14 protein-coding genes are annotated in these 13,295 nt (G+C 69.6%); 7 read left to right on the forward strand and 7 right to left on the reverse strand.

Translation table 11 applies throughout. The features are described from left to right. The first annotated feature begins 245 nt into the window (after nucleotides 1–245). The 3 genes from LWJ43_RS16485 to LWJ43_RS16495 are packed head-to-tail and all read left to right on the forward strand — an operon-like array spanning nucleotide 246 to nucleotide 3,175. The gene (locus tag LWJ43_RS16485) at nucleotides 246–1,718 is read left to right on the forward strand and encodes a DUF2252 domain-containing protein (RefSeq protein ID WP_277332993.1); all 1,473 of its coding nucleotides are present in this window, start codon (nucleotides 246–248) and stop codon (nucleotides 1,716–1,718) included. Nucleotides 1,719–1,777: 59 nt separating this feature from the next. After that, a complete protein-coding gene (locus tag LWJ43_RS16490) occupies nucleotides 1,778–2,785 on the forward strand; it encodes a J domain-containing protein (RefSeq protein WP_277332994.1) in 1,008 nt (335 codons plus the stop codon). Nucleotides 2,786–2,830: 45 nt separating this feature from the next. After that, nucleotides 2,831–3,175: a rhodanese-like domain-containing protein gene (locus tag LWJ43_RS16495; protein ID WP_277332995.1), complete on the forward strand. Its 345-nt coding sequence runs from the start codon at nucleotides 2,831–2,833 to the stop codon at nucleotides 3,173–3,175. Nucleotides 3,176–3,648: 473 nt separating this feature from the next. Here the strand turns inward: LWJ43_RS16495 and LWJ43_RS16500 are convergent, their stop codons facing one another. Genes LWJ43_RS16500 through paaA form a run of 5 tightly spaced genes read right to left on the reverse strand, consistent with a single transcriptional unit; the run spans nucleotide 3,649 to nucleotide 7,209 of the window. Beyond that, complete coding sequence (locus LWJ43_RS16500; RefSeq protein ID WP_277332996.1) at nucleotides 3,649–4,710, reverse strand: 2Fe-2S iron-sulfur cluster-binding protein; 1,062 nt, start codon at nucleotides 4,708–4,710, stop codon at nucleotides 3,649–3,651. After that, nucleotides 4,711–5,211 (reverse strand): 1,2-phenylacetyl-CoA epoxidase subunit PaaD, encoded by a 501-nt coding sequence (gene paaD / locus LWJ43_RS16505; RefSeq protein ID WP_462100886.1) that lies wholly within the window; start codon nucleotides 5,209–5,211, stop codon nucleotides 4,711–4,713. Continuing rightward, nucleotides 5,205–5,906: a 1,2-phenylacetyl-CoA epoxidase subunit PaaC gene (paaC, locus tag LWJ43_RS16510; protein WP_277332997.1), complete on the reverse strand. Its 702-nt coding sequence runs from the start codon at nucleotides 5,904–5,906 to the stop codon at nucleotides 5,205–5,207. Before paaC ends, paaD begins: the two co-directional genes overlap by 7 nt. Further along, nucleotides 5,903–6,193: a 1,2-phenylacetyl-CoA epoxidase subunit PaaB gene (gene paaB / locus LWJ43_RS16515; RefSeq protein ID WP_069171673.1), complete on the reverse strand. Its 291-nt coding sequence runs from the start codon at nucleotides 6,191–6,193 to the stop codon at nucleotides 5,903–5,905. Before paaB ends, paaC begins: the two co-directional genes overlap by 4 nt. Then, nucleotides 6,190–7,209 carry a 1,2-phenylacetyl-CoA epoxidase subunit PaaA gene (gene paaA, locus LWJ43_RS16520; protein WP_277332998.1) on the reverse strand — a complete coding sequence of 340 codons (1,020 nt, stop codon included), beginning with the start codon at nucleotides 7,207–7,209 and terminating at the stop codon, nucleotides 6,190–6,192. Before paaA ends, paaB begins: the two co-directional genes overlap by 4 nt. Before the next feature lie 88 nt (nucleotides 7,210–7,297). Between paaA and LWJ43_RS16525 the strand changes: the two genes are divergently transcribed. From LWJ43_RS16525 to LWJ43_RS16535, 3 genes are read left to right on the forward strand one after another with little or no spacing between them, the layout of a single operon-like run. Then, nucleotides 7,298–8,221, forward strand: a complete 924-nt coding sequence (locus LWJ43_RS16525; RefSeq protein ID WP_277332999.1) for a DUF5819 family protein — start codon at nucleotides 7,298–7,300, stop codon at nucleotides 8,219–8,221. Next, a complete protein-coding gene (locus tag LWJ43_RS16530; RefSeq protein ID WP_277333000.1) occupies nucleotides 8,218–9,489 on the forward strand; it encodes an HTTM domain-containing protein in 1,272 nt (423 codons plus the stop codon). Before LWJ43_RS16525 ends, LWJ43_RS16530 begins: the two co-directional genes overlap by 4 nt. Beyond that, nucleotides 9,486–10,196, forward strand: coding sequence for a TrmH family RNA methyltransferase (locus LWJ43_RS16535; protein ID WP_277333001.1), 711 nt, complete (start codon nucleotides 9,486–9,488; stop codon nucleotides 10,194–10,196). The genes LWJ43_RS16530 and LWJ43_RS16535 overlap by 4 nt, the downstream gene beginning before the upstream one ends. A gap of 54 nt (nucleotides 10,197–10,250) precedes the next feature. On the opposite strand, the gene paaN is transcribed toward LWJ43_RS16535, so the two are convergent. Further along, nucleotides 10,251–11,951, reverse strand: a complete 1,701-nt coding sequence (gene paaN / locus LWJ43_RS16540) for a phenylacetic acid degradation protein PaaN (RefSeq protein ID WP_277333002.1) — start codon at nucleotides 11,949–11,951, stop codon at nucleotides 10,251–10,253. Between the two features lie 123 nt (nucleotides 11,952–12,074). Between paaN and LWJ43_RS16545 the strand changes: the two genes are divergently transcribed. Then, on the forward strand, nucleotides 12,075–12,665 hold the full coding sequence (locus LWJ43_RS16545) for a TetR/AcrR family transcriptional regulator (protein WP_277333003.1): 591 nt from the start codon (nucleotides 12,075–12,077) through the stop codon (nucleotides 12,663–12,665). Between the two features lie 43 nt (nucleotides 12,666–12,708). Here the strand turns inward: LWJ43_RS16545 and LWJ43_RS16550 are convergent, their stop codons facing one another. Next, complete coding sequence (locus LWJ43_RS16550) at nucleotides 12,709–13,233, reverse strand: Lrp/AsnC family transcriptional regulator (RefSeq protein WP_277333004.1); 525 nt, start codon at nucleotides 13,231–13,233, stop codon at nucleotides 12,709–12,711. Nucleotides 13,234–13,295: the final 62 nt, after the last annotated feature.

Consider the following 13,295-nt stretch of genomic DNA (forward strand, 5'->3'; position numbering starts at 1 on the left):
GCCGTCCCGGGGCCTGCCGACCGCCGGACTGTGTGGGCGGCGGGCGGTGCGGTGTGGGCAGTGCGGTAGAGGCTGGGCGGTGTGGACCACGCGGGGGACTCGCGGCCCGTCGGCGATGTTGTCCACAGTCAGGATCTCAACCTGTCCACAGGGGAGGACGGTTGTCGCGCCACGGCTGTACCGTCGTCCGCAGTTGATGTCGGTCGGACAGAACTGCCGGACGAAGGCGGGGGAGGCGGCGCACCATGGCCGAGGTCGAAGCGACGGTGCCGGCACAGCGGGCGGCGTCGGACGAGCGCATCCCGGTTGTCCGGGGCTTCGCACGGCGCGTGGCCGGCGGAGTGAAGTCGTCCGGACTCGGGTCGACGCCCCCGACAGAGGGGTCTCCGAAGGCGGCGGGCAAGGCACTGAGGCTCAAGGTGTCCCGGTCCGATCACAGTGCCCTGGTCCTGCCCGCCGGAAGGCCGGACGCGGTACAGGCGGTCGAGGAGTCGAATCAGGGCAGGGTGCCCGGTCTGACGCCGATACGGGTGGGGCGCATGGCGGCAACACCCTTCGCCTTCCTGCGTGGTTCGGCAGGCTTGATGGCACATGACCTGATGGGCACGCCGGTCACGGGTGTGGGTGCCCAGCTCTGTGGTGACGCGCACGCTGCCAACTTCGGCCTGTACGGGGACGCGCGCGGCAATCTGGTCATCGATCTCAACGACTTCGACGAAACCGTCTTCGGCCCGTGGGAGTGGGACCTCAAGCGGCTCGCCACCTCTCTGGTGCTCGCGGGCCGGGAAGCGGGGGCGGACGAGGACACCTGCCGGCAGGGCGCCTACGACACGGTGGGCGCGTACAGACGCACGATGCGTCTGCTGGCCAGGCTTTCCGCACTCGACGCCTGGAACGCCATCGCTGACGAGGAACTCGTCTCCCACACCGACGCGCGAGACCTGCTGGGGACGCTGGAGCGGGTGTCCGCCAAGGCGCGCAACAACACGAGCGCCCGCTTCGCGGCGCGGTCCACGGAGGAATGCGAGGACGGTGGTCGTCGGTTCGTCGACGCACCGCCTGTGCTGCGCCGTGTGCCCGACGCCGAAGCGGCCGCTGTCGCGACGGGGCTCGAGGGATACCTCGGGACCGTTTCGGAGGACAGGGCGCCGCTTCTCGCCCGCTACGCGATCCATGACGTCGCGTTCAGGGTGGTGGGCACGGGGAGCGTGGGGACCCGGTCGTATGTGGTGCTGTTGCTCGACCACCGCGGGGAGCCGCTGGTGCTGCAGGTGAAGGAAGCCCGTCCCTCTGCGCTCTCCCCTTATCTTCCGCAGGTCGGTTTCGAGGTGCCGGAGGTGGCGCACGAGGGGCGTCGGGTGGTGCTCGGACAGAAGCGGATGCAGGTCGTCAGCGACATACTGCTCGGCTGGGCCGAGGTCGACGGCAGGCCCTATCAGGTGCGCCAGTTCAGGAATCGCAAAGGCAGTGTGGATCCGGCCGCGCTCGCGGCGGACCAGGTGGACGACTACGGGCGGATGACTGGAGCGCTTCTGGCCCGGGCCCACGCGCACAGCGCCGACCCCCGGCTGCTCGCCGGGTACTGCGGCAAGAACACCGAGCTGGACACGGCGGTGGCGGACTTCGCCGTGGCGTACGCGGACCGGACGGAAGCGGACCACGCCGAGCTCGTCCGGGCCGTGCGAGCCGGGCGAATAAGGGCCGAGCTCGGCGTCTGAGCGGGTTCCGACACCACCGTGTGTGTTCGTGGTGCCTTCCGTGGCCATACGCTGGACGGGTGACCCACGAAGCCGCCGGGGTGCCCACCTCCCGGAACGACGAAGACCGGCAGAACCAGGACCGGCAGGACGACCCGCAGCACGCGCAGGGCGCGGCGCGGGAAGACGACCTGCACGTGGATCCGCACGGCGCGGAGCAGGCGGCTTCTGCCTCCGGTGATGCCGCCGGTGATCCCACTGCCGGCGCGGGCGACGGGGTGAGCGGTGACGCGGCGACTGGTGAGAACGGTGCTCCTCGGCCCGAGGAGCGCCTCGCCAAGGCAGTCCGGGTCGCGGAGCAGGCGCTGATCGAGTTCGAGATCGCGGTGGAGACCTTCCGGGTCGAGGTGGAGAACTTCTCCCGGTTGCATCACCAGAAGCTCGGTCCGATGTATGCGCGCCTCGACGAGTTGGACGCGCAGATCGCGGAGGCACGGGCCGCGAAGTCCGGCGATCCCGAGGATCTGCGCAAGGCGCAGGAGGCGCGGGCCATCGTCATGCCGATGCCTGGTGTCGATGAGCTCTTCCACGACTGGATGGACTCGGACGGGCTCTCGCCCGAGGCTTCGGCCATGCTCACCGAGCAGCCCGTCCGACCGCCGAAGCGGGTCAGGCCGGGCGAGGAGGCTCGCAAGCTCTACCGCGAGCTGGCCCGTCAGGCCCACCCGGACCTGGCACCGGACGAGAAGGAGCGCACACGGCGGGATGAGTTCATCGCTCGTGTGAACGCGGCCTACGGACGTGGCGACGTGGCGTTGCTCAAGGAGCTGGCTGCCGAATGGGCGGCGGGCCCTGTGGCGTCCGAGCTGCGCTTGAGCGAGAGCGAGGAGCTCTACGCGCGGCTGGAGTGGCTGAGCCGCCGTAAGGAACTGCTCACGGTTCTGGCCCAGGAGCTGGAGGAGAGCGCGATCGGCTCGATGCTGAGGATGGCTCCGGACGACCCCGACACGTTGCTGGACGACATCGGGGAGAAGCTTCTGGCAGAGGTCGCCCAGCGGGAAGACGAGCTGGCGGGGCTGGTGCAGTAGCGTTCCGGATGACTCTGGCGCGTACGTACGAGAGAAGGCTTACCCATGAATTTCGCTCCGGTGCCATCGGTGGACGTCGCGGCGGTTCCGTCGGACGGCTTCGTGCTGGACGTCCGTGAGGACGACGAGTGGGCAGCCGGGCACGTCGATAATGCGCTGCACATTCCCATGAGCGACTTCGTGGGCCGTTTCGGCGAACTGACCGAGGCGGCCGACGACGGTCGGCGCGTGCATGTGATGTGCCGCGTCGGAGGACGGTCCGCCCAGGTCACCCAGTACCTCGTGCAGCAGGGCATCGACGCGGTGAACATCAACGGCGGCATGTTGGCCTGGGACGGCGCGGGGCGTCCGATGACCGCGGATACCGGGAATTCGGCTTTCGTCCTCTGAGGCTGCAGCTACAGACCTCCGCCGTCGCCCGAGGATGCCCGAGGAGGGTTCCCTCGCCGACGCCTGACATTGCTCCGGGCGGTCGGTCAGAGCCGCGGCCCACCTCAGCCGCCGTACCGGGAGCCCGCCGTGGCGAACCCGTCCTTCCGGTTGCCGCAGGAGCCCCGGGAGCCCCGGGAGCCCCGGGAGCCCCGGGAGCCCGCACAAGCCCCTGCGGCTGCCGTTCTGCCCACCGCCGTGTTCCTGTGTCTTTCCGTACCTGCATGTCCCCGTGACCGCCGTGCTGCCCGCGCAGTTCGATGACGCGGCTTACGCCGACGTCGCTCTTTGCGGTGGGCCAGCACGGACGGGACCCTGCGTGGGCCCGCGCCCACGAGGCACGAAGCGTCGGAACGGCCGGCACGTGCGGGCATCGGGCTGTGCCCGTACGCCCAGGGCAGCAGGGGACACGAGTGGGGAACCCACTCGGGCCGTCACCGGTCGAAGTCGAGCTCGACCTCCGGCGTGACGGGGTGTGACTGGCAGGCCAGCACGAACCCGGCACCGGTTTCCTCGGGCTCCAGGGCGAAGTTGCGGTCCATCTGTACTTCGCCGGAGACCAGGAAGGCCCTGCAGGTCCCACACACACCCCCCTTACAGGCGTACGGGGCGTCCGACCGGCTTCGCAGCATCGTGTCCAGCAGCGATTCACCGTCCTCCACCGGCCAGCTTCCCGAACGGCCGTCGAGCGTCGCCGTCAGCCTGCTCTCCGACGATGTGGACACCCTGGAGGCCGCAGACGGACCGGATCCCTCGTCCGCGACGTGGAAGATCTCCTGGTGGATGCGCGACCGGTCGGCGCCGAGCGCGCGCAGCGCGCTCTCAGCCTCCCGGACCAGGCCGAGCGGCCCGCACAGGAACCAGCCGTCCACATCGGGCACCGACAGCAACGCGGGCAGCAGCCCGGTGAGCCGCTCGCGGTCCAGCCGGCCCGAGGGAAGGCCTGCTGCCTGTTCCTCCCGGGAGAGCCCGGTCACCAACTGGAAGCGGTCCGGATAGCGGTCCTTGAGGTCAGCCACCTCGTCGAGGAACATCGTCGAGGCGGCCGTCCGGTCGCTGCGGATCAGACAGAAGCGTGCCAGGGGTTCGCGTGCCAGCAGCGTCGCCGCCATCGACAGCACGGGTGTGATGCCACTGCCGCCGACGATCGCGGCGTAATGGCCTGGGCGTGGATCGAGGACGAAACGGCCCGTCGGCGGCATCGCCTCCACCGGATCGCCTACAGCCAGCTCCTTGAGGGCGTACGTCGAAAACGTCCCGCCGTCGACCATGCGGATGCCCACGCGGACCACGGGGTCGTGCGGCTGTTCGGTGGCGGGTGCGCAGATCGAGTACGAGCGCCGGATTTCTGTGCCGTCGACGCGGTAGCGCACATTCAGGTGCTGGCCCGGGGTGTGTCGGAAGGTCTCGCGCAGTTCGGGCGGTACCGACAAGGTGACGGTCACCGCGTCGTCGGTGATCCGTTCGATCGCGCTGACCCGGAGCGGATGGAACATCTACAACTCCTTGAAGTGGTCGAACGGTTCGCGGCAGGCCACGCAGCGGCGCAGGGCCTTGCAGGCCGTGGAGGAGAACCGGCTCAGCAGCTCCGTGTCCGTGGAACCGCAGTGCGGGCAGCGCACCGAGAGCGTCAGCGGCACAGGCCCGCCCGGCCCGCTGCCTGGACGCGGCGGGGCTATGCCGAACTCCGCGAGTTTGCGGCGGCCTTCGTCGCTGATGTCGTCCGTCGACCAGGCCGGTGCGAGGACCGTGACCACGGAGACCTCCGCGATGCCGTGGTCGTGCAGCACACGCTCGATGTCGGCGGACATGGCCTCTATGGCCGGGCAGCCGGTATATGTCGGGGTGAGCTGCACGGTGACCTTGTCCGTCCGGTCCATCCGCACCCCGCGGAGCACACCTAGCTCGTCCAGAGTGAGGACCGGCAACTCGGGATCCGGCACGGAGCCCGCCAGCCTGTGGAGCTCCGCTTCCAGCGGGGTCTCCGTGGTCACCATGACGCCCCCGGATGGCTGCGATGCAGATGCTGCATCTCGGCGAGCATTCGCCCGAACGGCTCGGTGTGCAGGCCCTGCCGGCCCGCTCCGGCCGCCCAGGCCCCGGACTGCGGCCCCGACGGGAGGGCCAGGGTGGCCTGCTTCACCACGGACGTGACGGCGGACAGCCATGCGTCGCGCAGGGCGCCCCGGTCCACGTCGACTCCTTCGACCGGCTCGAACAGCTCCCCGGTGAACCGCCACAGGGCGTCGAGCGCGAGCTGCATGCGCTCATGGCTTTCCGCGGTGCCGTCACCCAGTCGCAGAACCCACTGCTCCGCGTGGTCCCGGTGGTAGGCGACCTCCTTGACGGCCTTGGCCGCGAGATCCGCGAACTCACCCTCGCCGGCTGCCAGCTGCTCGTACAGCAGGTGCTGGTAGACGGAGAAGTAGAGCTGACGGGCGATGGTGTGGGCGAAGTCGCCGTTCGGCTGCTCCACCAGCTGGACGTTGCGGAAAGCCCGCTCCTCGCGGAGGTAGGCCAGCTGGTCCTCGTCACCGACGAACGAGAGCAGCATCCTGGCCTGCCCCAACAGGTCCAGCGCGATGTTGGCCAGGGCCACTTCCTCCTCGAGGACGGGGGCGTGCCCGGCCCACTCCCCCAGCCGGTGCGAGAGCACCAACGCGTCGTCGCCGAGGGCGAGAGCCGCGGTCACAGGTGCTTCACCCCTTCGGGGATCTCGTAGAACGTGGGGTGACGGTAGGGCTTGTCCCCAGCGGGTTCGAAGAACGAGTCCTTCTCGTCCGGCGAGGAGGCGGTGATCGCCGTCGAGGGGACCACCCAGAGGGAGACTCCCTCCGATCGGCGTGTGTACAGGTCTCGGGCGTTACGCAGCGCCATCTCGGCGTCCGGTGCGTGCAGGCTGCCCGCGTGGGTGTGGGACAGCCCGCGCCGGGAGCGCACGAACACCTCCCACAGCGGCCAGTCGGTCGAGCTGCTCATGCGGTCGCCTCCACGGGCTGGGCGGCCGCTCCGGCTGTACCGGTCCGTGCCGCGTGCTTGTCTGCGTAGGCCGCCGCCGCGTCGCGGACCCAGGCGCCCTCTTCGTGGGCCGTGCGCCGCTGGTTGAGCCGTTGTTCGTTGCAGGGGCCGTTGCCCTTGAGGACCTCCTGGAACTCCGTCCAGTCGACCGCTCCGTAGTCGTGGCGGCCGAGGTCCTCGTTCCAGCGGATGTCGGGGTCGGGGAGGGTGAGTCCCAGCGCCTGCGCCTGCGGGACGCAGATGTCGACGAAGCGCCGGCGGAGCTCGTCGTTGGAGTGCCGTTTGATCTTCCAGGCCATCGACTGTGCCGAGTGTGCCGAGGAGTCGTCGGGAGGACCGAACATCATCAGCGAGGGCCACCACCAGCGGTTCACCGCGTCCTGCGCCATCTCGTGCTGGGCGGGGGTCCCCTGGCTGAGGGCGAGCAGCAGTTCGTATCCCTGGCGCTGGTGGAAGGACTCCTCCTTGCAGATCCGGACCATCGCGCGTGCGTACGGGCCGTAGGAGCAGCGGCAGAGCGGGACCTGGTTGGTGATCGCGGCGCCGTCCACCAGCCATCCGATGGCACCGACGTCCGCCCAGGTCAGCGTGGGGTAGTTGAAGATCGAGGAGTAGCGCTGCCGGCCGGCGTGCAGCTTGTCGAGGAGCTCCTCGCGACTGGTCCCCAGCGTCTCGGCCGCGCTGTACAGATAGAGGCCGTGCCCCGCCTCGTCCTGCACCTTCGCCATCAGAATGGCCTTGCGGCGGAGCGAGGGTGCCCGCGAGATCCAGTTGGCTTCGGGTTGCATGCCGATGATCTCGGAGTGGGCGTGCTGCGCCATCTGGCGGACCAGGGAGGCCCGGTACGCCTCAGGCATCCAGTCCCGCGGCTCGATCCGGTCCTCGGCTGCGACCGCGGCGTCGAATGCGGCCAGATGCTCCGCCTCCGCCGTGTCTGCCGTCCCCTGCGTCTTCTGGTCCGCAGTCACTGCCGCCATCCCGGGCTCCCTACCGACCGATCGTTCGGTTCCTTGGCTTCAATGGTGGGTCGCAGGCCCGTAGGGTGTCAACCCTGTGGATAACTGAGTGGTGATCGACGGCGATCGGGGCGGGATGGACGGGGACCACGGTGGGCGCACCGGAGACGAGAACAAGCTCGCCATGCCCGGCGTGACGAACCGCCCGGAGCCGGACGAGGCCGCGGAGTCCACACCTTCGGGAATACCGGAGGACAGGGCGGCCCCACCCCCCGACTCGGGTGCCGCGGCACCGCCGGCCACGGCTGCCGCCCCCGGGGCCGTCGGCAGCCGCCCGGGTGCAGGTATGGCCGCGCTCTCCCTGAGATACCAGGTCGTCGCGGCGCTCGCGCTGTCCCTCATAGGCCTGGTGGCCTGCACACACATAGCCATGATCTTTCTGCACGTCGCACCGTCCAACACGCTGACGAAGCAGCACGGCGAGGTGGTCGACGACTGGGTCTATCCCGAGTTCGAGCAGAACTGGAAGCTGTTCGCTCCCAATCCGCTCCAGCAGAACATCTCCGTGCACGTACGGGCCGAGCTGACCGGCACCGGTGCCGACGGCAGCAGCGTCACCCACTGGATCAATCTCTCGCATGACGACGGCGAGGCGATACGGGGAAACCTCCTCCCGAGCCATGTCGACCAGAACGGACTGCGCCGAGCCTGGGACTTCTACACCGGGTCGCACGACAGCGAGAACCGGGCCGCCGGTCTGCGCGGCGAACTGTCCGAGCGCTACATCCGCCGCATCGTGATGCTCCGCCTCGCCGAGCACGGCTACGGCGGCACGGTCGAACGCGTCCAGGTGCGGTCCGCCGTACGCTCCGTCGGAGCCCCGACGTGGAGCGACGAGAAGATCAGTACCAAGACGGAGTACAGGGAACTGCCGTGGTGGAACATCACTCCGTCCGACCTCCCGCAGGCCGACGCGACGGACGGATCCCCGAAGGCCGGGACCTCCCCGAAGACCGGGAGGGCAGGGAAATGAGCTCTCCCGCCTCGGTCCGTGACCGTGCAGGGACCGCCGGCCGGTCGCTCGGCCGCGCCGTCCAGCGCGCCACGGCTTCACCCCTCGGCACCTATCAGAGTGCCGTCGTCCGGATCGGCGTCTCCGTCACCTGTCTGCTGTTCCTGCTGCGCGAGTGGCCCCACCGCCGTGAGCTGTACGGTCCCGACGGGCCGTGGAGCTGGGGCATGGCCCGTCGGCTCATCGGCAACAACGACGCCTTCACCGCCTTGATGTGGTCGGACAGCACGTTCTGGTTCGAGACCGTCTACGTGCTCACGCTGGTGTCGGCCGCGCTGCTGGCGGTCGGCTGGCGGACCCGGGCGACGTCCGTCCTGTTCATGGCCGGGGTGCTCTCCCTGCAGAACCGCAGCATCTTCATGGGCGACGGCGGCGACAACGTCATCCACCTGATGGCGCTCTATCTGGTGTTCACCCGCTGCGCCCGGGTCTGGTCCCTGGACGCGCGCCGAGCAGCCGGGGACGCAGCTCGCCCCACCGGGAGCGGGAACCCGGCTCGTGACATCACGGGCATCGTCCTGTGGGTGGTCCTCGGCTGTGTCCTCGTGCCCGCCACGCTCCTGGGAGGGCTCGGCGGCACCTGGTGGCTGCAGTCCGTGCTGTGGCTACTGTGGCTGGGGAACGGTGCCTGGTGGGCCCTCGACCGGTATGCGCCGGGCCATGAACTGCGCACCCTGTTCGACGTCCTGGCCAACCTGGCCCACAACGCCGCGCTTTTCGTGATCATGGCCGAGGTGTGTCTGATCTACGCGACCGCCGGCTGGTACAAGATCCAGGGCTCCCGCTGGCAGGACGGCACCGCGATCTTCTACCCGCTCAAGCTGGACTACTTCACCCCGTGGCCCGGGCTGTCCGGGCTGGTCGCATCCAGCGCTCTGGCGATCATGGTGCTGACCTACGCCACGGTCATCGTGCAGGTCGCGTTCCCCTTCACACTGTTCAACCGGCGGGTCAAGAACGTCCTGCTGGTCCTCATGATCGGCGAGCACGCCGGTATCGCGGTCCTGCTGGGGCTGCCCTTCTTCTCCATGGCGATGATCGCCGCGGACGCGGTCTTCCTGCCGACGGTGTTCCTGCTCTGGCTGGGACACAGGGTGTCGCTCGCCCGGCAGCGCCTGTTCTCCAGGACGGCGGTCAGGTTCCGGCTACCGGGGCAGCGCAGGGAGGGGCCTGGCGACGAGGAGGCCACGCGCAGCGGCGACGGCAGTGGCCATACGCTCATCGGGTGACCAGCGAGACCGGTAGTACAGAAGAGCCCCAGGTGGCAGTGGCGCCCGATCCGTCCGCGGAGCCGATCCAGTACGACGACGGGTACGGCGCCGTGATCGGCGTCGGGCCGCACCCGCTGCCCTGGCCCGAGGGGGAGCGTTACGACCCCGAACTCCTCGCGAACGGGGACCGGCGCAACGTGGGCGACGCCTACCGCTACTGGACGCGGGAAGCGATCGTCGCCGATCTCGACACCCGGCGGCACGACTTCCACGTGGCGGTGGAGAACTGGGGTCATGACTTCAACATCGGCTCCGTCGTGCGCACTGCCAACGCCTTCCTCGCGAAGGAGATCCACATCGTGGGCCGGAGGCGCTGGAACCGGCGTGGGGCCATGGTCACCGACCGCTACCAGCATGTGCGCCACCACCCGGACACGGCGGATCTGACCGCATGGGCGGCGGCCGAGGGGCTCCCGATCATCGGTATCGACAATCTTCCCGGGGCCGTGCCGCTGGAGCGCACGGAGCTGCCGCGCCGCTGCGTGCTGCTGTTCGGACAGGAGGGGCCCGGTCTGACGGAGGAGGCGCGCGAACACGCCTCGATGGTTTGCTCGATCGCGCAGTTCGGCTCGACGCGGTCGATCAACGCGGGCGCGGCGGCCGCGATCGCGATGCACGCCTGGGTGCAACGGTACGCAGACATTTCGGACCCACAGGCCGGGTGACCGGTGGAGCGGCCGACCGCTCCACCGGTCACCCGGCCGTCGGCAGGTCCTTGCTCAGGCCTGGCGGCGGACCTCCACCACCCGGAATCGGTTGGACACGAAGGCCCCGTCGCAGAGTGCGGCGTTGGCAGCCGGGTTGCCCCCTGAACCGTGGAAGTCGGAGAAGGCCGCTGTCTGGTTGACGTACACGCCGCCGGTGAGGTTCAGCGAGAGCTGAGCCGATTCGTCGAAGCAGACCTCCTCCACCGCCTGTTCCACCTCGGGGGACGTCGTGTAGGCGCCGACGGTCATCGCGCCCTTCTCGCGGATCGTGCGGCGCAGCAGGTCCAGTGCCTCGCCGGTCGAGCCGACGGCGACCGCGAACGAGACCGGGCCGAAGCACTCCGAGAGGTAGGCAGCCCCGTCGTCGGGCTCGGTGCCGTCGAGCTTCACGAGAACCGGCGTACGGACGACGGCGTCGGGGAATTCGGGGTTGGTGACCGGTCGCGAGGCGAGCGCGACGTCCCCCAGGGCGGAGGCGCCTTCCAGCCGGGCCTTCACATCCGGGTTCACCAGAGCGCCGAGCAGGCCGTTGGCCCGGGCGTCGTCGCCGAGGAGCCCGTTCACCGCCTCGGCGATGTCCGCCACCACGTCCTCGTAGGTCTTGGCGCCCACGTCGGTGGTGATGCCGTCACGCGGGATGAGCAGGTTCTGCGGAGTCGTGCACATCTGGCCGCTGTAGAGGGAGAGCGAGAAGGCCAGATTGGAGAGCATGCCCCGGTAGTTGTCGGTGGAGTCGAGGACGATCGTGTTGACGCCCGCCTTCTCCGTGTAGACCTGGGCCTGCCGGGCGTTGGTCTCCAGCCAGTCGCCGAAGGCGGAGGAGCCGGTGTAGTCGATGATCTTCACTTCGGGCCGCACCGCGAGGGTCTTGGCGATGCCCTCGCCGGGCCGCTCCGCCGCCAGGGCGACGAGATTCGGGTCGAAGCCCGCCTGGCTCAGCACCTCGCGCGCCAGCTGGACGGTGAGTGCCAGCGGCAGGACCGCCCGTGGGTGAGGCTTGACCAGAACGGGATTGCCGGTGGCCAGTGAGGCGAAGAGTCCGGGGTAGCCGTTCCACGTGGGGAAGGTGTTGCAGCCGATCAGCAGAGAGATGCCGCGCCCGGCCGCTGTGTACGACTTGTGCAGCTGCAGCGGGTCGCGCTTTCCCTGGGGCTTCGACCAGTCGGCGCTGCGCGGGGTCCGGGTCTGTTCCTCGAAGGCGTACGCCACGGCCTCCAGTCCGCGGTCCTGGGCGTGCGGGCCGCCGGCCTGGAAGGCCATCACGAACGCCTGACCGCTGGTGTGCATCACGGCGTGCGCCAGCTCGTGCGTACGCGCGCTGATCCGGGCGAGGATCTCGAGGCAGACCAGGGCCCTCGTCTCCGGCCCTGCCGCACGCCAGGAACCCATGGCGGCACTCATGGCGGGGAGCAGGACGTCGGGGTCGGCATGCGGATACTCGACGCCGAGCTCCGGCCCGTACGGCGAGACCTCGCCGCCGGTCCAGCCGTCGGTGCCGGGCTGGCCGAGATCCAGCCGGGTGTTGAGCACGGCGTCGAACGCGGCCTTGCCCTCGGCCGCGCCGAGGCTGCCGGGGAGGCCCTCCGTGCCGTAGGCCTTCGGGTGCTCCGGGTGCGGGGACCAGTAGGCGCGCGTGCGGATGGCGTCGAGAGCCTGGTCGAGCGTCGGGCGGTGGATCTCGGACAGCTTCTCGGGGGAAAGCTCGGCGGCCATGACGGACCAACTCCTCGTCGAGCCGGGCAGGGATGTGCTGACGGAGTTAGAGTAACCGAACGATCGGTCGGGACAAGGGGCCCCAAAGAACCTGTGGACAACTCATGGGGGAGGATCGCGGTCATGACCACGGCCAAGCGGGACACGTACACCCCGGAGACACTCCTGACCGTTGCCGTCCGCGTGTTCAACGAGCGCGGCTACGACGGCACGTCCATGGAGCACCTCTCCAAGGCGGCGGGCATCTCCAAATCGTCCATCTACCACCACGTGGCGGGCAAGGAAGAGCTCCTGAGGCGGGCGGTGAGCCGGGCGCTCGACGGGCTCTTCGGCATCCTCGACGAGACGGGTGCGGTACAAGGGCGGGCGATCGCCCGGGTCGAGTACGTCACGCGCCGCACGGTCGAGGTGCTCACGGCGGAGCTGCCGTACGTCACCCTGCTGCTGCGCGTGCGCGGTAACACCAGGACGGAGCGCTGGGCCCTGGAGCGCCGGCGTGAGTTCGACCAGCGGGTGTCCGAGCTGCTCAAGGCCGCGGTGGCGGAGGGGGACCTCCGCGCCGACGTGGACATACGCCTGGCGACGCGGCTGCTCTTCGGCATGGTGAATTCACTGGTCGAGTGGTACCGCCCGCATCCGGACGGCTCCCCGGAGGCGGAGCAGCTCGCCGACACCGTCGTCCGGCTCGCTTTCGAGGGTATGCGGGCCGCCTGACCGGCACGCACGGACGCGCCTTCGTGGGCGGCGCCCGGCCGGGTCACCCGTTGAGTTCCGCCGGGCGGTCCGGCCGGGGGCCCAGGTCGGTCTCCTCGAACACCAGCAGGGTGCGGGTCGACAGGACTTCCGGTATGGCCTGGATCCTCGTCAGGACCAGCTCACGGAGCGCCTGGTTGTCAGGGGTGTGCACGAGGAGCAGGACGTCGAAGTCACCGCTGACCAGCGCGATGTGGGTGGCTCCGGGCAGCGCCTGGAGCTGTTCGCGCACGGTGCGCCAGGAGTTCTGGACGATCTTGAGCGTGATGTAGGCGGAGGCGGCCTGCCCCGCCCGTTCGTGATTCACGCGGGCGCTGAAGCCGCGTATCACCCCGTCCTCGACGAGCCTGTTGATGCGGGCGTAGGCATTGGCCCGCGAGACGTGGACACGTTCGGCGACCGACCGTATCGAGGCGCGGCCGTCCGACCGGAGGATGCCCAGGATGGCGCGATCGGTGGAGTCCAGCGGCCGTGCGGGCGGAATGGGGCCCGGATCCACGACCCCGTCGGCCATTTGTTCAGCTGCCATCTGCCCGCGCCTCCCTGTTGTGGACGACCTGCCCCTATCCCAGGCTGTGGAGAACCGTTTGT

Source organism: Streptomyces sp. JH34, assembly GCF_029428875.1.
In the GTDB taxonomy this organism is placed as follows: Bacteria; Actinomycetota; Actinomycetes; order Streptomycetales; family Streptomycetaceae; genus Streptomyces.